This is a genomic window from Paraburkholderia sp. BL27I4N3 (genome assembly GCF_003386115.1).
Classification (GTDB): Bacteria; Pseudomonadota; Gammaproteobacteria; order Burkholderiales; family Burkholderiaceae; genus Paraburkholderia.
This window is the reverse complement of record NZ_QREJ01000002.1, coordinates 466,284-489,083: the sequence shown is the minus strand read 5'-3', so window position 1 is coordinate 489,083 and position 22,800 is coordinate 466,284. Positions and strand designations below refer to the sequence as shown.

At 58.5% G+C, this 22,800-nt stretch carries 19 protein-coding genes; 17 read left to right on the top strand and 2 right to left on the bottom strand.

The window, feature by feature from the left end; genetic code table 11:
• Positions 1-71 precede the first annotated feature (71 nt).
• The 7 genes from B0G71_RS39540 (at position 72) to B0G71_RS39510 (ending at position 8,574) form a co-directional block, all read left to right on the top strand.
• The gene (locus B0G71_RS39540; protein WP_258875848.1) at positions 72-995 is read left to right on the top strand and encodes a PDR/VanB family oxidoreductase; all 924 of its coding nucleotides are present in this window, start codon (positions 72-74) and stop codon (positions 993-995) included.
• A 39-nt stretch (positions 996-1,034) separates the two neighbouring features.
• Positions 1,035-2,231: a serine hydrolase gene (locus B0G71_RS39535; RefSeq protein WP_181916977.1), complete on the top strand. Its 1,197-nt coding sequence runs from the start codon at positions 1,035-1,037 to the stop codon at positions 2,229-2,231.
• Positions 2,232-2,384: 153 nt separating this feature from the next.
• On the top strand, positions 2,385-3,809 hold the full coding sequence (locus tag B0G71_RS39530; protein ID WP_116149859.1) for an aldehyde dehydrogenase family protein: 1,425 nt from the start codon (positions 2,385-2,387) through the stop codon (positions 3,807-3,809).
• A 162-nt stretch (positions 3,810-3,971) separates the two neighbouring features.
• On the top strand, positions 3,972-5,468 hold the full coding sequence (locus B0G71_RS39525; RefSeq protein WP_116149858.1) for an amidase: 1,497 nt from the start codon (positions 3,972-3,974) through the stop codon (positions 5,466-5,468).
• 33 nt (positions 5,469-5,501) lie between these two features.
• Positions 5,502-6,374: a phytanoyl-CoA dioxygenase family protein gene (locus B0G71_RS39520; protein WP_106286288.1), complete on the top strand. Its 873-nt coding sequence runs from the start codon at positions 5,502-5,504 to the stop codon at positions 6,372-6,374.
• Between the two features lie 101 nt (positions 6,375-6,475).
• Positions 6,476-7,615, top strand: coding sequence for an NADH:flavin oxidoreductase/NADH oxidase (locus tag B0G71_RS39515; protein WP_116149856.1), 1,140 nt, complete (start codon positions 6,476-6,478; stop codon positions 7,613-7,615).
• Between the two features lie 74 nt (positions 7,616-7,689).
• Complete coding sequence (locus tag B0G71_RS39510; protein WP_116149855.1) at positions 7,690-8,574, top strand: NAD(P)-dependent oxidoreductase; 885 nt, start codon at positions 7,690-7,692, stop codon at positions 8,572-8,574.
• Here B0G71_RS39510 and B0G71_RS39505 read toward each other — a convergent pair.
• Entirely contained in the window at positions 8,547-9,041 is a 495-nt protein-coding gene (locus B0G71_RS39505; RefSeq protein ID WP_116149853.1) for a hypothetical protein, read from the bottom strand. The genes B0G71_RS39510 and B0G71_RS39505 overlap by 28 nt on opposite strands.
• A gap of 116 nt (positions 9,042-9,157) precedes the next feature.
• Between B0G71_RS39505 and B0G71_RS39500 the strand changes: the two genes are divergently transcribed.
• From B0G71_RS39500 to B0G71_RS39455, 10 genes are all read left to right on the top strand, one after another.
• Entirely contained in the window at positions 9,158-9,952 is a 795-nt protein-coding gene (locus B0G71_RS39500) for an alpha/beta fold hydrolase (RefSeq protein WP_116149852.1), read from the top strand.
• Positions 9,949-11,169: an LLM class flavin-dependent oxidoreductase gene (locus B0G71_RS39495; protein WP_116149850.1), complete on the top strand. Its 1,221-nt coding sequence runs from the start codon at positions 9,949-9,951 to the stop codon at positions 11,167-11,169. Before B0G71_RS39500 ends, B0G71_RS39495 begins: the two co-directional genes overlap by 4 nt.
• Positions 11,170-11,362: 193 nt before the next feature.
• Positions 11,363-11,641, top strand: coding sequence for an aldo/keto reductase (locus B0G71_RS39490; RefSeq protein ID WP_116149849.1), 279 nt, complete (start codon positions 11,363-11,365; stop codon positions 11,639-11,641).
• 152 nt (positions 11,642-11,793) lie between these two features.
• Entirely contained in the window at positions 11,794-12,678 is an 885-nt protein-coding gene (locus tag B0G71_RS39485; protein WP_116149847.1) for a phytanoyl-CoA dioxygenase family protein, read from the top strand.
• Between the two features lie 187 nt (positions 12,679-12,865).
• Positions 12,866-14,908, top strand: a complete 2,043-nt coding sequence (locus B0G71_RS39480; protein ID WP_106286370.1) for an NAD(P)-binding protein — start codon at positions 12,866-12,868, stop codon at positions 14,906-14,908.
• 18 nt (positions 14,909-14,926) lie between these two features.
• A complete protein-coding gene (locus B0G71_RS39475) occupies positions 14,927-16,789 on the top strand; it encodes a DUF3483 domain-containing protein (protein ID WP_116149846.1) in 1,863 nt (620 codons plus the stop codon).
• A 227-nt stretch (positions 16,790-17,016) separates the two neighbouring features.
• Positions 17,017-18,021: an electron transfer flavoprotein subunit alpha/FixB family protein gene (locus B0G71_RS39470; protein ID WP_220377364.1), complete on the top strand. Its 1,005-nt coding sequence runs from the start codon at positions 17,017-17,019 to the stop codon at positions 18,019-18,021.
• Entirely contained in the window at positions 18,011-18,865 is an 855-nt protein-coding gene (locus B0G71_RS39465; protein ID WP_116149843.1) for an electron transfer flavoprotein subunit beta, read from the top strand. Before B0G71_RS39470 ends, B0G71_RS39465 begins: the two co-directional genes overlap by 11 nt.
• Before the next feature lie 29 nt (positions 18,866-18,894).
• Positions 18,895-19,677: an SDR family NAD(P)-dependent oxidoreductase gene (locus tag B0G71_RS39460; RefSeq protein ID WP_258194172.1), complete on the top strand. Its 783-nt coding sequence runs from the start codon at positions 18,895-18,897 to the stop codon at positions 19,675-19,677.
• 167 nt (positions 19,678-19,844) lie between these two features.
• Positions 19,845-21,371 carry a class I adenylate-forming enzyme family protein gene (locus B0G71_RS39455; RefSeq protein WP_181916976.1) on the top strand — a complete coding sequence of 509 codons (1,527 nt, stop codon included), beginning with the start codon at positions 19,845-19,847 and terminating at the stop codon, positions 21,369-21,371.
• A 215-nt stretch (positions 21,372-21,586) separates the two neighbouring features.
• Here the strand turns inward: B0G71_RS39455 and B0G71_RS39450 are convergent, their stop codons facing one another.
• A complete protein-coding gene (locus B0G71_RS39450; protein WP_116149840.1) occupies positions 21,587-22,786 on the bottom strand; it encodes a multidrug effflux MFS transporter in 1,200 nt (399 codons plus the stop codon).
• Positions 22,787-22,800: the final 14 nt, after the last annotated feature.

Genomic DNA, 22,800 nt, shown 5'->3' with positions numbered 1-22,800 from the left:
ACCACCTTTTACGGTAAACATATATGAGCACTCGAACTGACTTGATCGAGGTACGCGTTACACGGAAGACCATGGAAGCTCTTGGAATAGCCTCTTTCGAACTGGCTCGCGTGGATCGATCATCGTTGCCAGCCTTCGAGCCGGGTGCACACATCGACGTTCACACGCCCGGCGGAATTGCTCGCCAGTACTCTTTATGTAATTCGCCTGATGAGACGCATCGCTATTTGATTGCTGTATTGCGCGATCCCCAGTCGCGCGGCGGCTCCGCCGCGCTCGTTGACAAGCTCTCTGAGGGGGATATGGTGCAGATCAGTGCACCACGTAATCACTTTCAGCTGGCAGCCGGGTCAAGCCATACCCTTTTGATCGGTGGTGGAATTGGTATCACGCCGTTACTGGCGATGGCCGAAAGTCTGTCCCGAGAAGGCCGGCCCTTCGAATTGCACTATTGCACTCGCTCGCCGGCTCATACCGCCTTCCATGCCGCCTTGAAAGAAGGGAACTTCAGCGACAGGGTCGAGTTTCACTTTGACGATGGTGCTGCCGAGCAGCGTTTGGATATTACAAAGAAACTATCGAGCTGCGACGCCAACACGCATTTGTACGTTTGTGGACCCAAGGGTTTCATGGACGCAGTGCTTGGAGCCGCCCGTTCAGAAGGATGGGCAGATGAACGAGTTCACTTTGAATATTTTGCCGCGGATGTGATGCGGAAGGCAGATGACGGAGCATTCGAAGTCGAAATCGCTAGTACCGGCGACGTGTATGTGGTACCGGCCGACAAGAGCATTTGCGATGTGCTAATTGCGCACGGCATCGACATTCCCATGTCTTGCGAAGAGGGTGTGTGTGGCACCTGCGCGACTGGCGTGATAGCCGGTTTGCCGGACCATCGCGACATGTATCTCACGCGTACGGAACAGGCAAAGAATGACCAGATGATGCTGTGTTGCTCACGTGCGAAGTCGGCGAGGCTGGTGTTGGAACTGTAATCGTTCAGCATGTGTTTCCAATCTGAAAGGGGCGGGCGAATGACTGGCCTATCGTTGACCCGACTACAAGGCGTCGAAGAATACGTTGAGAATCTGGTTGCAACTGACATCGTGCCTGGCATTGTGACGCTTGTGGCGCACCGCGGCGAGGTGGCGACGGTAGTCGTGGCAGGTTACCAGGACGAGGAGGGACGCAAGCCAATGCGCCGCGACTCGATCTTCCGTATCGCATCAATGACCAAACCAGTCACTGCGGTTGCCGTCTTGATGTTGATAGAGCAGGGGCGGCTTGCATTGACTGATCCCATCGAACGTTGGTTGCCTGAGTTTGGGCAGCCGTGTGTGTTGCGCACGCCCTCTGCAGAGCTTGATGACACGGTCGCGACCAATCGATCGATTACCGTTCTTGACTTGCTCAGCCACCGCGCGGGCTTGGGCTATTCCACCACCGTGCCGGGGCCGCTTGGTCGGGCATTACAGGCGGAAAGATTTCGGACTGATACCACCAGTTCCCTCGACCAATGGCTGGCCGCGCTGGCAGCCTTGCCGCTCGCTGATCAGCCGGGCGAACATTTTCGCTACGGCGTTTCGAGCGATGTGCTCGGGGTGTTGGTCGAGCGGGTCAGTAGTCGACCATTTGCCGTTTTTTTACGTGAATCCATTTTTGAACCTCTCGGCATGGGCGACACCGGTTTCTTTGTGCCCGCGGACAAACAGTCGCGCTTCACTACCGCCTATGGCGTCGGGGTCGACGGTCATCGTATGGTTTCCGATACCCCGGGGCTCAGCGTATGGAACAAGGTAGAGCGTTTCCCGGGGGGCGGCGGTGGCCTGGTTTCGACAGCAGACAATTACCTGTGCTTTGCCAACCTGCTACTCGGCCGCGGTCGCCTAGGCGACGTCCATCTGTTGTCGCCCCGTTCGGTGGCTCTGATGACGTGCAATTGGCTGACTGACCCGCAGCGCCAGGGTGAGGTGTTTGGCCACAATTTTTTCGCCGGCCAAGGGTACGGACTCGGCGTTTCGGTCGTCGATGATCTGCCTCGCCAACAGCAGGCGGTAGGCTTCGCGCAAGTTGGTAGCTATGGTTGGAGTGGACGGTTCGGCACTCACTGGCGCAACGATCCGATTGAGCAGACGACACTTCTTTACCTGACGCAGCTGCAGTCCACCGAGCTCACTGTGCGCCTGCCAGCCAGGGTCGCAGAGCGAGTGGCCGACGCGATCGATTATTGAGTGGCCGCATGTTGACGAATGATCCGGGTCGGAGCAATGACGACACATCGCACGAGGTCACTTGTTCGAACAGATTTTTGCGTCTCGCCTGGCTATATATGATGCAGCGCTCGCATCCCGTTTAATCACTGAGTTATCAGAGGAATTCCATCCGTGTCGAACCTTAAATTCCTGATCGGGGGCCGCCTGGTCGACGGCGCCAGAAAGTCTGCGGTTCTCAATCCGGCCACCGAGGAAGTGGTGGATGTGGCGCCACGCGCCTCGGCCGAGCAAATCAATGAAGCAGTGCAGGCCGCCAAGACGGCCTTTCCAGCCTGGTCGAACACGACTATTCACGAACGGCGGGAAGTCCTCCTGCGCATTGCCAAGGTCGTAGAGAACAATGTGACGGCGCTTGCGCCGCTTCTCACGCAGGAGCAGGGACAGCCGCTCGCCTACACTGAAGGGGAATTGAGGGGCTTTGCAGGTGCGCTGCGATATGCGGCCGATTCCCTGACTCTCCCGATCAAAGTACTCGAAGACAGCGCCGATCGCTACGTCAGATTGCTGCGCCGGCCGCTCGGGGTTGTGGCAGCGATCGTGCCGTGGAACTACCCGTTCGACGTGCTCGGCGCCAAATTGCCCGCGGCTTTGCTCGCGGGCAACACCGTGGTCGTCAAGCCGGCCGGTACGACGCCACTGACTACCTTGCGCCTCGGCGAGTTGCTGGCGGATGTGGTACCGCCTGGCGTGCTCAACATTGTGGCAGATGACAACGATCTGGGTGATGTGCTGACCCGGCATCCGGACGTCCGCAAAGTGTCGTTCACAGGGTCTATCGCCACGGGCAAGCGTGTCATGGCGGCGGCGTCCGAGTCACTGAAGCGCGTGACGTTGGAACTGGGAGGGAACGATCCTGCGCTGGTGCTCGAAGATGCCGATGTCGCGGCCGCTGTCGAGGGGATTTTCTTCCTCGGCTTCATCAACGTTGGGCAAGCATGTTGTGGCATCAAGCGTGTTTATGTCCATGCGTCGATTTACGATGCGGTTTGCCAAGGGCTGGCTGAAAAAGCTCGCGCGGCAAGACTTGGTAACGGGCTCGATCCCGACACGGAGTTCGGACCATTGCAGAACCGTGCTCAGTTCGAACGGGTCAAGGCGCTACTGGAAGATACGCGGCTGCATGGCAATATTATCGCTGGCGGGCGTGTCCGTGACGGTGCGGGTTATTTCATTGAGCCGACTATCGTGCGGGACATTGAAGACGGTTGCCGTATCGTCGACGAGGAACAGTTCGGCCCTATCTTGCCGGTTATCCGTTACACGGATCTTGATGACGCGATCCGCCGTGTTAACGGTACGCATTTCGGATTGGGGGCCTCGGTGTGGTCTAAAAACGCCGTGCGTGCCGGTGAAATTGCCCTGCGCATCGACTCGGGCATGGTCTGGGTTAACAAGCATGCCGACATTACCTTTGGCACCCCCTTCGTCGGTTCTGGCCAGTCCGGCATTGGCGCGGAACTTGGGGAAGAAGGGCTGTTCGAATTCACACAGATCCAGGTCGTAAACGAAGGGTCGCGTGCGGTGCAGAAAGGATAGGGCTGCAATGTCGAATAGAGCGTTTTCTTGTCTGTCTGTTCGCTGCGGAATTCCGGCTTGCGGTGTCGCTGCGTTTTGCTGCCCCTGCACGGCCAATACGCGATCCGAATCGGCACCAGTGCGAAACGGGACTAGGATCCGCAATCTGACGAAGGCACAGGTATGATTGATTGGAGATTATCCGCGGCGAGCATCCGTCGATTGCAGGCGGAACAAACGGACGGGACGTTGTCGGCACGGCAACTGGTCGATCTTTACCTGAAACGTATTACTGCTTTCGATCAATCCGCGCCAGCGATTAATGCCATTGCTACCATCAACGAACGTGCGACGGCGGAAGCAGATGCTCTTGATGCCGAACGGCGCGATGGCGTGCTGCGCGGAGCGCTGCATGGGATCCCCGTGCTGATAAAGGACAACATTGAGACGGCAGGCTTGCAGACCACGGCCGGCTGTACATTGCTCGCGGGCTGGAAGCCCGAGAATGATGCGGCAGTCGTTCGCCGGCTGCGTCAGGCGGGGGCGATCATTCTGGCCAAGACTAATATGCATGAGTTCGGCTACGGTATCCGTGGTTTTGGCTCGTATTTTGGCCAGGTACGCAACCCGTACGACCCTGAGTGTTATCCCGGCGGTTCGAGTAGCGGTTCCGCGGCCGGGCTTGCCGCTGGTTTTGGCGCGGTCGCGTTGGGCACCGACACCAGTGGCTCGATCGGCATCCCGAGCGCGTACAACGGTCTTGTGGGCCTGCGTGTCACGCAGGGACTTATCAGCTGTGAGGGGATAGTGCCCCTGTCGTCGACGCAAGACGTTGTGGGGCCGATTGCCCGCACGGTGGAGGATGCGGCCACTGTCCTGGACGTCTTGACAGGCACCGACGTCGGTGGCGTCCAAGCGCCGACGTTTCCACTTGCGATGACGTACACGGCTGCACTTGGCACGGCGGAACTACGCAACGTGCGCATAGGCAGGCTCACGGATCTATTTCGGATCGATGCTGGAGATGACGAGGTGGCGGGAATCGTCGAACGTCGTCTGGGTCTTATTGAGACCGCTGGCACGACGATTGTGGATGTTGAAATTTCAGCCTTGTCCGATTTGCTGAAAGACCGCTTGTACGGCTCTCTTGTACTGGTGCAGGATTTCAAGTTCGATCTGGATGAATACTTGGCCAGGCGCCCGACGTCGCCGCTCCGATCATTTCAGGCGCTGCTTGCTTCGGGGGTCTGCCACGCCGCGGTGATCGACAATCTGCGATTGTCCATGGCGACGGTCTCGCGAGTTACACAGGAATACTACGCGCACGTGGCCAAGCGCAGGATGCTGCGCGAAGTGATTGTCAAAGCGATGGACCAGCTCGGGCTCGATGCGTTGGTGTTTCCAACGATACGGCAGCCTGCGGGCCGAATTGGCGGACCGCAGAATGGGGCCAATAGTCAGTTAAGCGCCAATTCCGGCCTGCCGGCACTGACCTTGCCTGGCGGATATGCCGATGGCGGTGTGCCGGTCGGAATGGACATTCTCGGTCGCCCCTGGAGAGAATCCAGGCTCCTGGCGATCGGCCATGCCATTGAACAATGCACTCCGCCGCCTTCTCCCCCCGCTCTCACGTTCCGCGACGCTCCGATTGACGCTTCAACCAGCGCCGGAAGGAATTGATTCTTTATTCAATGGTTTATCGAGGAGTGCTAGATGTATATCCCTGAACTTCGCCCTGTCGTTACGTTACCGTCGAATACGTCGATTGAAACTATCTTCGAGGCAACGCAGCGAGATGGTGCGGTAATCGTAGCAAACCTGATCAGCGCAGAACGAGTGCGTCAGATCAATGCAGAACTCGATGCGACCCTCGACGGCCGCGGTGCGAGTTCGACAATCGCTTACGACAAGCAGTCCGATGGCCTGACCCGTCGCCTGTCTTCGTTGGTTGCCCGCAGCGCTGGCGTGGTCGACACGTTGCTGGAGCCGCAACTGTTGGGCTGGGCGGAGCGGACACTTGACGACAAAAGTTTGCAGCTGTGTTCTACGCAAATGTTGGAGGTCTGGCCGGGCGCGCCTGCTCAAACCCTGCACACGGACGAGGGCAATTGGCCGCCGTTTCTGCAGGGGCCTTACAACCGCGAGGTTCAATGCTGCTGTCTCGTGGCGCTGACTGACTTTACAGAAGAAAACGGGGCAACCCGCGTTCTTCCCGGTACACATCGTCATGCAATCAACTGGCTGGAGCTAACCGAGGTGCTGCCCTCGGTGCCGGCAGAAATGAAAGCGGGTAGCGCGCTTTTCTTTACTGGAAAGGTGGGGCACGGTGCTGGCGCCAATCGCTCCGGTGCGGCTCGCCGCGGGATGACGTTGACGTTTTGTCCAGGCTGGATCCGCCCCGGAGAGGCTCAGTGTCTGTCGGTCTCGAGAGAATTTGCAAAGCAGCTTCCTCAGCGTATGCGTGAGTTGATGGGGTTTCGTTCGTTTTATCAGGTTCTGGTGCCCGGGCAGGAACCGTTTGCCAGTCTTTGGCAGTACGAGATTGGCGATGCGTCGAGCGCGCTCGAAATCGGCCCGATCCGCTGATCATTGTGTAGGGATCGCCACCTGGTGCTATCTGATTTATCGAATGGCGGTGCTGTTCAAGCTGGCTGGCGCGCCGTGTATTTAATTAGGAACGCGTTTTTATGAGTCGCCTCTTTGATCCATTGGTAGTGCGCGACGTGACTATTCCTAATCGCTTGATGGTTTCGCCGATGTGCCAATACGGCGCACAAGAGGGCTATGCGACAGATTTTCACCTGGCACATCTGGGCAGATTCGCGCTCGGCGGATTTGGCCTGGTATGCGCCGAAGCGACGGCAGTACTGCCAGAAGGACGGTCCACCCCCAAAGATCTCGGCATCTGGTCCGACGCTCATATTCCGATGCTGCAACGCATTACGTCGGTCATCAAGCAATCAGGGTCGGTGCCAGGAATTCAACTTGGACATGCCGGGGCCAAGGGGGGCTTGACCGAGCCTTGGGTTGGCAGCCGCCCGTCGGACGAAGCGTTCAATACGCCCGGGCAGGACCGTTGGGATACGATTTCGCCGAGCGGTTTGCCGGTGGGCGCGGGATGGCCGGCGCCGCGATCGATGACGGATAACGATCTCGCTCTTGTGGCGGCCGCTTTTCCGGCTGCTGCACAGCGTGCCGATCAGGCCGGTTTCGAGTTCATTGAGATCCATGGAGGACATGGTTATCTGCTGAGCCAATTTCTTTCGCCGCTCACCAATCTGCGCAGTGACGGCTACGGAGGCGATCGCGCCGGGCGCATGCGCCTGTCGCTCGAAGTGGTCGAGGCTGTACGCCGGGTCTGGCCGACGTCGAAACCGTTGTGTTTCCGTGTCTCTGCGGTCGATACCGGGGGCCCGGAAGGCGTGACTATCGAGGACACCATCGTGTTCTCGCGCGAACTCAAGAGGCGGGGTGTGGATTTGGTGGATTGCTCGTCGGGTGGAGTGCGCACCCATCCTTATAGATTGCCTGTCGGTTATGGCTATCAAACCCAATTCGCCGAGCAGGTTCGACATAGCGTCGACATTGGAAGTATTGCGGTAGGTCTGATTTTGGATGCAGTGCAGGCCAACGAAGTGATCGAAACGGGGAAAGCCGATCTCGTGGCGATTGGACGTGCGGCGCTCAACGATCCGAACTGGCCTCATCATGCCTATGCCGAATTGTTCCCCGAGCACGAATTCAAAAACTGGCCGGATCGCTATCGCTGGGGCCTGGAGCATCAAGCCAGGCAACTTGCGAAGGACGAACCTTTGCGCCGTGGTTGAAGCATTGCATAGAACACGGCTTCGCGGCGTTGACGTGTAGTGAGATCGATGGGAGAGAAGCGCGTGAGGGTTACATGAAGAAAGAAAATGTGTCGATTATCGGCTTGGGCGTGCTCGGGCGCGTAGTGGCCATGGCGCTGTTGCGTGCTGGACATCGTGTGCACGTCTGGAACCGTACCCCGGGTAAAGATGCTGCGCTGCTTGCTGCTGGTGCGTATATTGCGAGCGAGCCGGTACAGGCTCTCAACGAGAGCGAAGTGATTTACGTGGTTGTCAAGAGCTATGAAGTTGCACGCGAAGTGCTGGCAGCGGCAGGAGCGGATGGAGTGCTGTCGAGTCGGGTCGTGGTGCCATTGTGTTCCGGGACGCCAGCTCAGGCCAAGGCATTCGCAGAGTTTTGTACGGCTTGCGGTGCGCGTTGTCTTGACGGCATGCCGATGTGCTACCCGGACGGCCTTGGCACGGCGGAAGGTCTGACTGTCTATGCCGGCGACGCCTCGGTTTTCCAGGCGGTCGAGCATGTGCTCGCAGCATTGGGACCTGTCCGCTACCTCGGCTCTGAGCCGGGAGCGGTCAACGCTTTAACTGCTGCACTATGCGTATTCAATCGGGGTGCGCTCGCTTCGTTCTTCGAGGCGGCTCGGCTGGTGGAAGCGTATGGCATGGAACTCGGCGCGTTTCTCGCGACGTTGCGCCACGGATATCGCTGCAATGTCGATGCAGTGCTGGAGCGCACTGTGTCCGCAGCAAGCCGGACTGGTGAGGTGCCGCCCGCAGAATACGCCACATTGGCAGCGCATGTGGATGCAGCTGCTTGTGATAGAGAGACCGTTGCCGCTTGTGGGCTTCGCTTGCCGGTGATGGAGCAGACCCAGAGATTCTTCGACGAGTTGATACGCTTTGGTGATGCCCAGGCCGATGTCGAGCATGCCTATCGGCCTTGGACAAAAGCAAACTGAGGATTTTTGCGCATCGCCACGGCGATGGAGCTGCCGATGATTAGTGCAATGTCGGCGATCGCGACGATACTGAGCGTTTCGCCCCACGGGGCATATCCGAAAAGCGTTGCCCAAATGATGCTGATATAGGTATATGGCGTCAGAACCGTGGTGGCAGTGCGTCGACCTTTCGCCCAGGCCAGGATCAAAGGGTGCGTGATCACTTCTCCCGCCGTGACGCTGCGCGCAGCGAGTCCGGTGATGCGGCAGGGTTTCTGGCCGAGCGTTACCAGTGCAGCGGCATCGGAATAACCCGATCCGGCGACACGCGCGTCGGTATAAGGCTTGAGCTCTGCCAAAAACCGGTCAAGCACCTCGCGCGAAAACAGGTTCTTGATAATGATCGCGCCATCGCGCTCGGTGACTTCAAGGGCTTGCTCTGGCGAAACGTCAGCCGATAAGGTAGTGACGGGTTTCAATGTCTGCATGGTTGCAATCACTCATTCCCGGACATTATTTACGTTGACTCTCGCATTATCGGACCCGAAGATGAATTCTTCGGTACGTTTTGACAAAGATGCTCAAATAAGGAAAGGGCTTAATCATGATCGAGCAGCAGGAGCCTGAGGAATTGAGAACGACCGTGTGCGGTTGTGACACGTACGTGCTGCGAAGCGGTAAAGGCCCGACCGTGTTGTACCTCCACGGCGATCGAGGCGGTAGCGAGTGGACCACGATCCTTCAACGGCTCGCAACAAACTTCGACGTCGTCGCCCCGGATCATCCGGGCATGGGTCACAGCAGTTCGCCAGACTGGATCGACAACATCCATGACATGGCCTACTTCTATCTTCAGTTGATCAAGGCGCTCGACCTTCGAGATGTCCATGTCATCGGATCGTCGCTTGGCGGCTGGATCGCCATGGAAATGGCGGTGCGCTCTACTGAACGTTTGCGCTCGTTGACTTTGGTTGGCACTACGGGCATTTACCTCGATGGCACCGATCTTCCCGATCAGTTCCTGATGACCAACGAGGAATTGGTCCGCACGCTGTTCGTCGATCAGTCTCACGCCGACGTTATTCTTGCGACGCCGCAGACCGACGAGCAAATGGATAGATTTTTGCGCAATCGGCACATCTCCGCCCGGCTGGGTTGGACTCCTCGCTTTCACGATCCGCATCTCGAAAAGTGGCTGCCGACCGTCGACATCCCGACGCTGATCGGCTGGGGGCGTCATGACGCACTTTTCCCAGTGACGTATGGCGAGCGGCTCGCAAAGTTGTTTCCCAATTCCGAACTCACGATCTTCGAGAACTCCGGGCACCTGCCTCAAGTTGAAGAAGCCGAACGATTCAGCATCGTATTTGAGCAATTTACGCGGGGAATTCAATCATGAGATTTGGTTTTTTCCATCTGATGCCCTATGCCGACCTGGATCTTGACTACGTCAAGAAACACAAGTCCTCATGGTTGACCCTGCCGAACTCGTACTACGACCCTGAAAAGGGCGCGGCCCTATATCACCGCTATCTGGACGAGTACGAATACGCTGCCGATCTGGGGTTTGAATTTCTCGGGTTGAACGAACATCATCAGACTGCGTATGGGATGATGCCGTCACCGAATGTGCTGGCCGGTACGCTTGCGCGTAAGCTCAAGGGCAACACGAAGATCGCGATTCTTGGACGAGCTTTGCCAGTGCTGAGCAATCCGTTGCAGGTGGCCGAAGAGTACGCAATTCTCGACAACCTTACGCGAGGCCGACTGATTGCCGGCTTCGTGCGCGGCATCGGCGCCGAGTATCACGCTTTGGCCATGAATCCGACTGAGAGTCATGCGCGCTTCCATGAAGCCCATGACCTGATCATGCAGGCATGGACGCGGCCCGGCCCATTTTCGTTTAATGGGAAATATTATAAATTTCCCTATGTAAATCTTTGGCCCCGGCCGTATGCCAAGCCGCATCCCCCGGTTTTCATTCCGTCTCAAGGCTCCAAAGAGACCATTGAATTCGCCGCGGCGGCCAATCATCGATACACATATTTGCAGACTGCCGCGCCTGCGGCCGTATTGTTCAAGTACATGCAGGCGTACCGCGACGAAGCCGAACGCCAGGGCTGGCAGGCTACACCGAACCATCTGGCATGGAACGTCAAGATCTATGTCGGTGAGACCGATGCGATTGCGCAGCGCGAAGCCAAGCCGCACATCGAGGCATTCGCAAACCGTTTCCAGAGGATGTCGATGGAAATGCTGCTGCCGCCTGGCTATACATCAATGACGGCCTTCAAGAATCTGATGCGCGAAAAAGCGAATGTCTCGCGCGAGAGGACCATGGAGGAAATGATCTCGCTCGGCACCTTCATCTGCGGTTCACCTCAGACGGTGATCGACAAATTGGCGGACTTCCAAAGCAAGGGAGGCTTCAATATCGTTGGCGCCGGTCTGCAATACGGCACGATGCCTGCTGACCTGACACGCAAAAACACCGAGATGTTTGCCCGGGAAGTGATGCCTGCGCTGATAAACGCACTACCTGGCAGCCAGTCCCTGTCGGGCGTCCACGCAAATGCCAGCGATCTGCTTCCTCAAACTGAGGGGTTCGTCAGGTAAATAAGCTAAGGGCTCCAAATAAAAGCCGCTTCGAATGACAACGGCGGCTGACTGGATAATACCGATGGTAATTGGCTGCCCATACGTATTCTCGAGGTCGGAACGCATCGTTCCCGACGTGTCTGTTTTTGCGTCAAATCCGTATCGTCGGAGTAAATGATGAAGAATCGACCTTTTGATAGAAAATACTTTTATGGAAATGCGTCAGCTCGGCGCTAACGGCCCAGCCGCGCCCGCCGTCGGTCTCGGCTGTACGGGCATGAGTGACTTCTACGCAAATCGTGATGATGCAGAATCCATCGCTACCATTCATCGTGCCCTGGAGTTAGGCATCAACTTCCTCGATACCACCGATATGTACGGACCGTATATCGACGAGGAACGCATTGCCAAGACGATCAAGGGCAAGCGCGATCAGGTTTTCATCGCCACCAAGTTCGGTACGGTATACGCTACGTCGAGGCAGGCATGAAAATGCTGAACGGCTGGTCGTGCCGTGTCAAAAATAACACGTGAAGGTTAGCACCCTGCGATTGATAGATTCGAACCCGGACACTATTTACGTTGAGCGCGGGATTGTTTGTGGCGATAGTGGTGACATCATTGATAAGAGTGATTGCAACCATGCAGACATTGAAACCTGTCACTACCTTGTCGGCTGACGTTTCGCCAGAGCAAGCCCTTGAAGTCTCCGAGCGCGATGGCGCGGTCATTATCAAGAACCTGTTTTCGCGCGAGATGCTTGGCCGGTTTTTGGTAGAGCTCAAGCCTTATACCGACGCGCGTGCCGCCGGATCGGGTTATGCCGATGCCGCTGCACTGGTAACGCTTGGCCAGAAAACCCGCCGCATCACCGGACTCGCTGCGCGCAGCGTCACGGCGGGAGAAGTGATCACGCACCCTTTGATCCTGGCCTGGGCGAAAGGTCTGTTGTCCGGCGGTGATCACGGGGATATACAGTTGTCGACCTCGACCTATATCGAGATCTGGCCGGGCGAGAAAGCCCAGCCCATCCATGCGGACGAAGGCGATTACCCGGAATTCCTTTGGGGCAAGGACATGCCCAACATCACCTGCAACGCCATCATCGCGCTGGACGATTTCACCGATGAAAATGGTGCCACGCGATGCATTCCGGGGAGCCACAAGTTGGGAAGCGACTGGGCGAGATTCGACGAACAACCCGCCTCTATCCCGGCCGAAATGACGGCGGGTAGCGCATTGTTCACGACGGGGAAGGTGCTTCACGGTGGCGGTGCGAACCGCTCTACCGCGTCGCGCCGTGGTCTGGCAATTCAGTTCGCTGCGGGCTGGCTGCGCCCGATGGCCGCGCATCAACTTGAAACGTCGCGTGAACGGGCAAAGACGATGTCGCCGGAGTTGAAGGAGTTGCTCGGCTTCACGTCGTACAAGCGACCGTTGATTGAGGGACGTGCGCCGCGAGCATTGCTCAACTTGTTCGACATGGGCGAAGCGTCCAACTATCTCGAGCGTGGCCCGCTGGCCTGAGTAACGGCAGGCGAAATACACCATGGCACGTGTTCGGGAAAGGCGCCCGGCTTCGTCGACAATGGCATCGTACTCATCTTTTGTTCAGTTTGGGCGGTTGTTACGCGGCGACTTCTTGGAATCGGCAGGACTGGTTTCCGACCACGCATATCGCATCCTCTAACTTTAAATTTGGCTGCAAATCGCCATGAATCAGTATCCGGCCTTGTTTCAACCGCTGAAGATTAAAGGCGTCACGATCCGTAATCGAGTTTTCAGCACTGGCCACGCGCCAATGTATGCTGCCAACGGTGTGCCGACTGAACGCTATCTGCGCTATCACCAGGAAAAGGCCAAAGGGGGCATCGGGCTGACCATATTCGGCGGTGCGACCTCGGTGGCGCCCGATGCGTGGGCTGCTTACTGGAGCACGCTCGTCGCCAAGGACGATTCCTGTGTCGAGCCGTTGCGCGACTTCGCCAATGGCATTCGCGAGCATGGCGCGGCCGTGATGATTCAGCTCACGCACCTGGGCCGCAAAATGAAATGGGATCAAGCCCCTTGGTTGCCGCCGATCTCATCATCATCGACACGCGAGCCGGATCACCGGTCGTTTCCCAAGGAGGCCGAGGACTGGGACATCAAGCGTGCGATCAACGACTATGCACAGGCCGTACGACGTTGTCGCGATGCCGGGCTGGATGGCTGCGAACTGCTTTTCTCGGCCCACCATCTGGTTGACCAGTTCTGGTCTCGCGCCGTGAATCGGCGGACCGACGGCTATGGCGGAACGCTGGAGAACCGCATGCGCTTTGGGTTGGAGGTGTTGGAGAAGGCACGCGAACTGGTAGGTGACGACTTTGTTATCGGCTGTCGGATGAGCGCCGACGAATTACTCCCGGATGGCAATGACCAGAGCGAGCAACTTGCAATTGCTTCGCGCTACGCAGGCACGGGCATGCTGGACTTTATCAACGTGGTCACAAGCAATGTGCAGGATTTCAATTCGCATTCGCATTATGTACCCAATATGTCCTATCCTCCCGCTCCTTACCTGGGTCTTGCCAGCGCAATCAAGCGTGAAGTGGACATCAAGGTTTTTCATGCTTCGCGCATAACGGATCTAGCGACCGCCAATCGGGCCATCGAGGAAGGGCATGTGGATATGGTCGGCATGACGCGAGCACACATTGCCGATCCCCACATCATGAAGAAGCTGGTAGAGGGCCGGCCGGAACAGATTCGTGACTGTGTGAATGCGTCTTACTGCATCGATCGCGTTTACGGGGGGGATGCAGCTTGCCTGCATAACGCCGCCACCGGACGCGAGCGTACCCTGCCGCACATCATCGTTCGCTCGTCCGAACGCAAACGGGTGGTGGTAGTGGGTGCCGGTCCGGGCGGACTGGAAGCCGCGCGCGCAGCCGGTGAACGTGGTCATACCGTGACACTGTTCGAAGCTGCGGACCGGACCGGCGGGCAAATTAACATCGCCGCACGCGGCCCTTGGCGTGAGCCGCTTTCGGGTATCGTGCGCTGGCTCGATAGCGAGGTGCGACGGCTCGGCGTGGACGTCCGGCTCAACACCCGCGCCGATGCCGAAGCGGTACTCGCGCTCGACCCGCAGGTAGTAATCGTCGCAACCGGTGGAATCCCGAACAAGGGGCGATTCAAGGGCCACGAACTCGCGGTTAGCAGCTGGGATATTTTGACCGGCAGAGTCGAACCCGCGCACAACGTGCTGCTTTGGGACGACAACGGGCAACACCAAGGTCTGTCGGTCGGTGAATTCATGGCCAAACGTGGTTCGCTGATTGAGCTTGTTACTCCGGATCGCATGCCGGCCGCGGAGGTGGGGATTACGAATTTCCCGGTACACCTGCGGGAAATTTACAAGCATGCCGGAATTTTTACGCCTGATCGGCGGCTCATTGAGGTCTACGCCGAGGCCACGCAACTTGTGGCGGTGTTACGCAATGAGTACAGCGGGCAAGAAGAGGAACGGGTCATCGATCAGGTAGTGGCCGAGCATGGCACATTGCCGGTTGACGAACTATATTTTGCGCTGCGCGAGGGTTCCGTTAACTTCGGCGAGGTCGATCTCAATGTGCTGGCGGAAGAGGATCGTGTCATCGACGTCATCCATAACCCTTCCGGGCGTTTCCGCCTCTATCGAGTCGGTGATGCCGTGGCTTCTCGCAACATTCATGCCGCAATCTACGATTCGCTGCGCATTGGTCATGACCTGTAATGCGGAGAGCATGACGTAATGAACGGCATATTGGTAGGTCTGGTACTGGCTCTGTTCATTTTGCTGCTCTCTGGTGTACGCCTGGTGAGGCGGTGGATGGTGGGCGGGGAGGCACGTATTGACTGGGTAGGAGGTTTGCTGGGTCTGCCGCGCGTCTATCTGCATGACGTGCACAACGTGGTGGCGCGTGAGCGTACCGCGGGTCCCATGCATGCATTGACGGCGGGCGGCTTGCTGTCGACCATGGCTTTGCTGGTGGCAATGGCGTTTGGATTGCAGGGCGTTTGGGCTGGCGCGCTACTGCTCGTGACCCTGAGCATCATGCTCGGCGGTACGGTGCTGGTCGTGCGGCGCCGTTACCCGGTTCGGCCGGCGCGCTTGTCCGGCGGCGTATTTCAGCGCTTGCCGCTGATACTGCTGTTCTTTATCCTTGCGGTGGCCACACTGGCTCTCGGCCAGTTTTGGCATCCGGTCGTTGCGACGCTTGGCGCATGGGCCACGGGAGCGGCATTGGTCCTTCTGACTCGGGAAATCGGCAGCGGCCCACTAAAGCATGTTCTGGCAGGTGCGCTGCACTTGGCGGCACACCCGCGGAGAGAGCGCTTCGGCGCGGCACGGCCTGTGGCCGATCTTAAACCTCTCGACCTTTCGGCGCAGACTCTGGGCAGCACTCGGGCAAGCGATTTTGCGTGGAACCGGTTGCTCGGTTTCGATGCGTGCGTTCAATGCGGGCGTTGCGAATCCGTTTGCCCAGCCTATGCGGCCGGTTTGCCGCTTAATCCCAAAGCGTTGATACAGGACTTTGTGGCCAGCATGCCGGGCGGTCCGACCTTTCCGTACCGCGGTTCCTCACACCCGCCTGCACATGAATCGCGGCAGGATACGGTATCCATCCAGCTCGATGACGATGGGCGCGCAGTGATAGACGGGCAAACGCTGTGGGCCTGCACCACTTGCCGTGCCTGCGTCGAAGAATGTCCCATGATGATCGAGCATGTCGATGCTGTGGTGGATTTGCGGCGCCATCAGACGCTAATGCTGGGTGCAACTCCGGGTCAGGCACCGGCTGTCCTAGCAGAACTGAAGGCAACCGATAATCTCGGCGGTCGCGCGGCGGTCGCGCGTGTGGACTGGGCCGCCGATCTGCGTTTGCCCTTGCTTCACGAAAACACCGAGACAGACGTGTTGCTGTGGCTGGGCGAAGGCGCGTTCGACCAGCGTCACCAACGTACCCTGCGTGCTCTAGTACAACTGCTGCGTATCGCAGGTGTCAATTTTGCGGTGCTGGGCAAAGAAGAAATCGATTGCGGCGACACCGCGCGCCGGTTAGGGGACGAAGCGTTATTCCAGAGCATCGCACGGCGCAATATTGCACTTCTGTCGACCCGTCGCTTCAATCGTATCGTGACCGCGGATCCGCATGTATTGCATAGCCTGCGCAACGAGTATCCGGCTTTGGGCGGCTACTACGAGGTGCAGCATCATTCGGCCGTGCTGGCCCGGCTGCTGGCCGAGGGTCGGCTGCAACCCAGGGTCCCGCCTGAAGAGCAAAAGATTACGTTTCATGATCCTTGCTATCTGGGCCGCTATAACGGTGAAACAGAAGCACCGCGTGCCATTCTCGATGCAATTGGTATGCAACGCATCGAGATGGAGCGATCGGGTCGCCGTTCGACCTGCTGCGGTGGCGGAGGTGGTGCACCGTTGACCGACATCAATGGTCCGCGCCGCATGCCTGATCTGCGCATGACGCAGGTGCGCTTAACCGGTGCGTCGACCGTGGCAGTGGCTTGTCCAAATTGTGCTTTTATGCTTGAAAGTGTGGCTGGTCCGCGTCCGATCGTGGCCGATCTCGCCGAATTGCTGGTGGCGGCATTATGAGTGTGGTCTCGCGCATTCGCCTGCGCCGCATCGAGGGCATCTTGGCGTCTCGTGAACGCGTGCGTCGCCATCCCCGTCGCGAGCGAGATCCAGCGGTCGCCTCGTCCGATACGGGACTTGCTGAATGGATGGGGCCAAACGGCCGCATTCGCCGCAACCCGCGAGTCGGCAGGCGAGCTGCGGCGCCAGTGGCACCTAGTCAAACCATAGGTGCGGCTGTGGTGCCCGTGGAAGTCATCGATAAGCCTTCCTGGTGGGTGCTCGTCGTGCCGGATCTTGAAGGCGGTCGGCTGTCCTCTCACGACCGCGACGTGCTGGGCGCGGCCCGATTGCTGGCAGACGCGGGGCTCGATGGCGGCCCGGGAAAAGGCGCCGTCATTGCGTTGGTGCACGGAGTCTGCTCTGACGACCTGGCTGAATCCGGTGTCGATCGAGTGCAGTTGTTCGAGTCGCCATCGCAAGAGTACATACCTGAACTGCGTACAGCGGCCGTGCTGGCTACGATACAAGCCTTTCAGCCGCGCCATGTGCTGTGGCCGGACATCGCTACCGCGGGAGGCGACGTCGGTCGCCGCGTTGCAGCCGCACTCAGATTGCGGCCAGCGGCGCGCGTGGTGCGTCTGACGGCTCGGGAAGTGGCCAGCCGGGTTCAGGGCGGATCGAAAGATCTGCTGCGGGCACCGCCGCAGTTGATGTTCATTGTGGCGGAAGCTGCCGAGCCATTCCGCGGGTCACGCCACGAAGCGCGGCAGTTGCCAGCGTTGGCATTGGCGACGCAACAAGGATCGATCGTCGACTACGGTGTGGTTGCGGCCGATCCACAGCGCCTGCCGTTAACCGAGGCCGACCTCATCGTCAGCGCGGGCAACGGCGTCACCGACTGGCCGGCCTTCCATGCGCTCTGCCACGCCCTCGGTGGCACGCCTGGTGGCAGCCGAGCGGTGTGTGACGCCGGCCACCTGCCGCGTGCCCGGCAAGTGGGTGCCTCTGGCAGCCTCGTCGAGCCACGCTGCTATCTGGCCTTCGGCATCTCCGGGGCACCGCAGCACCTGGCGGGTATTGCCCGTTGTGAGCGCGTTATCGCTGTCAATACGGATTTGCATGCCGATATGGTCAAACGTGCCGACCTGTCCATTATTGCCGACGCTCAAGTTGTCATGCCCGCGCTGACACGGTTGATGGAGGGGGTATCGCGTGTTGCGGACAATGAGGAAAGCTGCCATGCAGATTGATCTGATGTTGTTACTGTCGCTTGGTCAGCATCCTCTTTCGCTCCGTAGCCAGATGGCCAGCGTCGACGCCCGTGCCGTCGAACTAGCGTTGCGGCTCGGTGATGCGGTACGCGTGCACGCGGTCTATGCCGGCGATCCGGACGAGCCGGCATTACGTGACTATTTAGGCTTGGGGCTGGCCTCTCTGACTGTACTTCGTCAGCCAAGGGGCGCCGACGTGCTTCCTGCCCTGTGCGAATACCTTTTGGCGAAAAAGCCCGCCCTGACCTTGGCTGGAATGGCGGCGGAGGTGGGCGAGGGTAGCGGCATGTTGCCCTATCTCCTGGCTGAGGCCCTTGGCGCTACGCTGCTGGCTGGCGCGGCCTCTGTCGCGCTTGGCGACTTCCAGGACGCCGACGGACAGCATATTCGTGCAGAGCAGGCTCTTGCGCGGGGGCAACGCAGGCTGCTTCAAGCCGCTCTGCCCTGTGTGATTACCGTTGCGGCTAAGGCTCCAGTGCCGCGCCAGAGCGCGTATGCACGCGCGCGCGCGGGACGGGTGGAAATCGTCGAACCTGAAGTATTGATCCGGAATTCGGCGGAACTGCTTCACGACACACAGATACTTGGCCGGGAAGTCCCCGCACGCAAAAATCCGAAGCGCATCCCGGTAAGCTCGGGCGGTAGCCTGGCGGATCGCCTGAACGCGCTTACCGCCACCGCAACCGGTGCCGGTCGCCTCATGGTGCAGCCGCCGCCCGTTGACGCGGCTTTGGCCATCCTGGAGTACCTGAAACAGGAACAGGTAGTAATGCCACCAGCTTCTGTTCAGTCCACAGATGGCGCAATTTTATTTTCTTCTTAATTTTATATAAGGATTACATAATGTGTTCCATGAAAGATAAAGTCGCGGTGGTCACCGGTGGCGAAAGTGGCATTGGCCTGGAAATTTCCAAAGGGCTGGCACAAGCAGGGGCGCACGTAGTACTGGCCGGTATTCTCGAAGATCTTGGCACCAAGGCTGAGGCATCGATTCGCGAGGCCGGAGGTAAAGCCGAATTCATTAAAGTTGATGTACGTTCTTCCTCCGCCATCAATGCGCTTATTTCCGGTGTGCATGAGCGTTTGGGCCGCCTTGACGTGCTGGTCAATAATGCCGGTGTCTCGGACGGAGCGGCCAAATGCCTGGAGACGAGCGACGAATTGTGGGATTTAGTACTTGATATCAATCTGCGCGGCGCCTTTTTTGCGACTCGCGCGGCGCTGGCCGTCATGGTACCCCAGCGAAGCGGACGCATCGTTAACGTTGCATCGGTAGCCGCCTTGCGCGTGCAGGTTAACGGGCTGCCGTATACCGTATCCAAATTCGGCATGACGGGTCTGACGCGCCATACCGCCACGCACTATGCCGAATCGGGAGTAACGATCAACGCCATCTGCCCGGGTTTCACGGTGACGGAGATGCGCGACAACTCAGCCCGCATCGTTGGAGACGTCGCGCCACCGATGGACCGTGCCGTGGGGGCGTCGCCCGACGCCTTCAAAAAGTTCGTGCCGGCACAACGACGCGGCAGTGTAGGCGAAATCGCCGCACTTGCGCTTTTTTTCTCTTCCGACGCAGCAAGTTACATCACGGGGCAGGTCGTCGCGGTGGACGGCGGATGGTCGGCGTCTTGACACGTATGTAATGACGCCTTTTGGCTCAGATGGCCGTCGCCCACCGGCCGGTGACCGTGAGGCACCTTGGAGATCAGTACGTCCGGTCTTACCATTGCCTCGGCATATATTCCGACCATCTCCGTTGCGTTGTGGTGCACGACGCTTCATCAACGAAAAAATTGAGCATGAAAGCACTAATTAGCGACTGTATTCGTCAAGCTGCCCAGTTTCATCCTGACAAGACTGCGATCGTCGCCGATGGTCGGCGGATTAATTACAGCGAGTTGGATCAGCGAGCGCAGTCGCTGGCATGCAAGTTGGTCTGGATGGGCGTAAAGCGAGGCGAGCGTGTTGCCATCGTTTCCGAGAATTCTATCGAATACTTTATCGTGATGTTCGCGGTCTGGCGAGCTGCCGGGGTTCTAGCGACGATTTTCCCGACATTTGGTGCGACCGAGCTCACATACGCTTTTCGTAATGCGACGCCGCGGCTAATACTGGTCGAACAAGAGCGCCTCGCTGCTGTCCAGAGTGCATTGCTCGAGACGGGCCTGAACGCTGAAGTGCGGGTTATTGGGCCTGATCAATTGCTTGAAGACGTGGAGGCAGTCAATGTGGCGCTACCCGTGGCGATGCTGGGCGATCCAGGTATTATTTCCTATACCTCGGGTACGTCGGGCCGGCCCAAGCCGGTCACGCACACTCACGGAAGTTTGGCTCTTGGGCCGCAAATCTACGCCAGTATCTGGCATATGACCGAGCACGATGTTTTCTTCGTTCCCATGCCGCTTGCCTGGTTGGCTGGCGTGGTGACCACCTCGCTGGTGGCACTGAGCGTGGGTGCAACGGTGGCATTGGCGCGCCGCTTCAAGGATGCGGATGCACTGCGCGTCCTGGTTGAAGAACGGGTTACATTCTTCTTCGGTGTGACCACCATGTACGTGAAGCTCCTGCAGCACATCAAGACCCTGCCCGTGGCGCCTGAATTGCTTTTGCGGTGCTGTATCGCGGGCGGCGAACCGCGCAACGAGCCAGCCTTCGAGGAATGGCAGCGCGTGGCCGGTACCGCGGTGCTCGATTGTTATGCCAGCGCGGAATGTTTTCCGGTGGCAACCTACGATCCGAGCATCGATCCGATACCGCGCCTCGGGTCGGGAGGGAGGCTGCTGGACGGTGTGCAGTTACGCTTGCTGAAACCCGATGGCACGGAAGCTGCCGCCGGCGAGGTGGGCGAGGCCCAGGTTCGTTCGCCGGTGATGATGCATGGCTATTGGGGTGAGCCTGATCTGACCGAGGCTGCTTTCACCGATGACGGTTGGTATCGCCTTGGCGACTACCTTCGCATCGACGAAGATGGCTACGTTTTCGTCGTCGGTCGTGCGTCCGACATGATCATCCGTGGTGGAGCAAACGTGTCGCCGGCCGAGGTAGAGTCGGTGCTGGTGCGTTTTGCGGGGGTAGCTGAGGCGGCAGTGGTTGGCTTGCCTGACGCAGTCTTCGGCCAGAGCGTGGCTGCCGCGATTGTTCCGGCTGTCGGCGCCCAGGTGGATCTGAATGCGCTCAAGATCTACTGCTCGAGCGAACTGGCGCACTACAAGGTACCCGCGCTGGTCGTGTTGTTCGGCACGCTTCCGAGAAATAACGCCGGCAAGGTGGTGCGCCGCCATGTTATTCCCATGATTGAAGAGCTGCGAGAAAAAGGAACGCTTTAACTGCTTGGATCGCGGGCCAACCTTCCGTTCTGGGCTCGCGGTGGCGTCCGCGCATTGCGCCGTGTCGGGCATGGGCGGACGAAGACCGCATTCATCTGGATTCGGAAAGTCGAACGGTGTATCGGCGTTGGCCTGACCCAACCACTGAACGCCGGACAACTCCACGGTGTGCGTTAATTCCCGCTCCTGAAGAGAATTCGGTAAGCCATTCACCGCTAGTCTTTGATCAGAAAAACACATAGGAAAGAGAGCGCTGCGGCTACGGCCATCACGGCTGCCATAGGCCGCGGTGTTCCGTCCGCTAGCGCACCGACCAGCGTTGAACCAAACATGCCGCTACCATATTGAACAGCGCCAGCCAGGGCGGAAACTGAACCTGAGCTACTGGGTGCAAGTTTCATTGCACCAGTCAATGCATTGGCGACGACGAATCCGTTTGCAGCGATGTAGAAGGTAAGTGGCACCGCTAATCCCACAAGGCCGCCGAATCCGGTGATAGCCGCAGCAATGGCACCCAAGCCCGAAAGCAATGCCATGGTGGCGCCGATTTTCAGCAATTGCTTGCTACTTCGGCGACCTACCAAACGCATGTTGATTGTGCTGAATGTCATGACGCCAACCATACCAATACCAAATACGAAACCAAAAAGGGTCGGCGGTAGATGGTGATAAGTAATCAATGCGAATGGGCCGCCTGCGATATAGGCGAATATCCCGACATAGAAGAATCCAGTCGCACCAAGGTACGCCAGGAGGCGCCAGTTCCGTAACAGCGTGCAGTAACCATAAATCGCTTTGCCGATACCGGCCGCAACGCGTTCACTTGGCAGCAGCGTCTCGGGCAACGTCCTAAACGCGGCAAACGTGACAAAACCTATTCCTACCAGCGCCCAGAAAATAGCACGCCATCCTATCGCGGCAAGAATTTGACCGCCGATGATTGGCCCAATCAACGGGGCGATTGATAGAACGGTGATCAGTGCCGACATCACCTCTGCTGCCCGGTGTCCCTTGTAGAGATCGCGCACCATTGCGCGACTGAGTCCGACACCCGCCGATGCGCCCAGTGCCTGGACAAGTCGCCAGCCAATCAAACTCCATATGCTGCCGGCCAGCGCACATCCGGCGGAGCCAATTGCGAATAGCACCAAACCCAGTAGGATCGGGCGCCGTCGACCATGACGATCTCCTATCGGGCCCCAGAAGAGTAGTCCTAAGCTAAGCCCGACGAGATAGCCGGAAACGGTCCACTCAGTTGCGCCGCGCGGTGCACCAAGTTCATGTGCCATTGTGGGCATGGCTGGCAGATAAGTGTCGGTGGATATGGACGCCAACGCCATCAGGGATCCGAGTATTACCTGGACACGCCACCCGCGCGGCTCGTTAGTCCCGCGCTCAGCGGCTGTTATTTGCATTTTCAGCGCCTTAT

Excerpts from the sequence above, each read along its gene's own strand:
- B0G71_RS39540 (WP_258875848.1), top strand. The coding sequence starts at position 72 with ATGGAAGCTCTTGGAATAGCCTCTTTCGAACTGGCTCGCGTGGATCGA.
- B0G71_RS39500 (WP_116149852.1), top strand. The coding sequence starts at position 9,158 with ATGATCGAGCAGCAGGAGCCTGAGGAATTGAGAACGACCGTGTGCGGT.
- B0G71_RS39495 (WP_116149850.1), top strand. The coding sequence starts at position 9,949 with ATGAGATTTGGTTTTTTCCATCTGATGCCCTATGCCGACCTGGATCTT.
- B0G71_RS39515 (WP_116149856.1), top strand. The coding sequence starts at position 6,476 with ATGAGTCGCCTCTTTGATCCATTGGTAGTGCGCGACGTGACTATTCCT.
- B0G71_RS39465 (WP_116149843.1), top strand. The coding sequence starts at position 18,011 with ATGCAGATTGATCTGATGTTGTTACTGTCGCTTGGTCAGCATCCTCTT.
- B0G71_RS39490 (WP_116149849.1), top strand. The coding sequence starts at position 11,363 with ATGGAAATGCGTCAGCTCGGCGCTAACGGCCCAGCCGCGCCCGCCGTC.
- B0G71_RS39520 (WP_106286288.1), top strand. The coding sequence starts at position 5,502 with ATGTATATCCCTGAACTTCGCCCTGTCGTTACGTTACCGTCGAATACG.
- B0G71_RS39535 (WP_181916977.1), top strand. The coding sequence starts at position 1,035 with ATGACTGGCCTATCGTTGACCCGACTACAAGGCGTCGAAGAATACGTT.
- B0G71_RS39485 (WP_116149847.1), top strand. The coding sequence starts at position 11,794 with ATGCAGACATTGAAACCTGTCACTACCTTGTCGGCTGACGTTTCGCCA.
- B0G71_RS39455 (WP_181916976.1), top strand. The coding sequence starts at position 19,845 with ATGAAAGCACTAATTAGCGACTGTATTCGTCAAGCTGCCCAGTTTCAT.
- B0G71_RS39475 (WP_116149846.1), top strand. The coding sequence starts at position 14,927 with ATGAACGGCATATTGGTAGGTCTGGTACTGGCTCTGTTCATTTTGCTG.
- B0G71_RS39510 (WP_116149855.1), top strand. The coding sequence starts at position 7,690 with ATGAAGAAAGAAAATGTGTCGATTATCGGCTTGGGCGTGCTCGGGCGC.
- B0G71_RS39525 (WP_116149858.1), top strand. The coding sequence starts at position 3,972 with ATGATTGATTGGAGATTATCCGCGGCGAGCATCCGTCGATTGCAGGCG.
- B0G71_RS39460 (WP_258194172.1), top strand. The coding sequence starts at position 18,895 with ATGAAAGATAAAGTCGCGGTGGTCACCGGTGGCGAAAGTGGCATTGGC.
- B0G71_RS39450 (WP_116149840.1), bottom strand. The coding sequence starts at position 22,786 with ATGCAAATAACAGCCGCTGAGCGCGGGACTAACGAGCCGCGCGGGTGG.
- B0G71_RS39480 (WP_106286370.1), top strand. The coding sequence starts at position 12,866 with ATGAATCAGTATCCGGCCTTGTTTCAACCGCTGAAGATTAAAGGCGTC.
- B0G71_RS39505 (WP_116149853.1), bottom strand. The coding sequence starts at position 9,041 with ATGCAGACATTGAAACCCGTCACTACCTTATCGGCTGACGTTTCGCCA.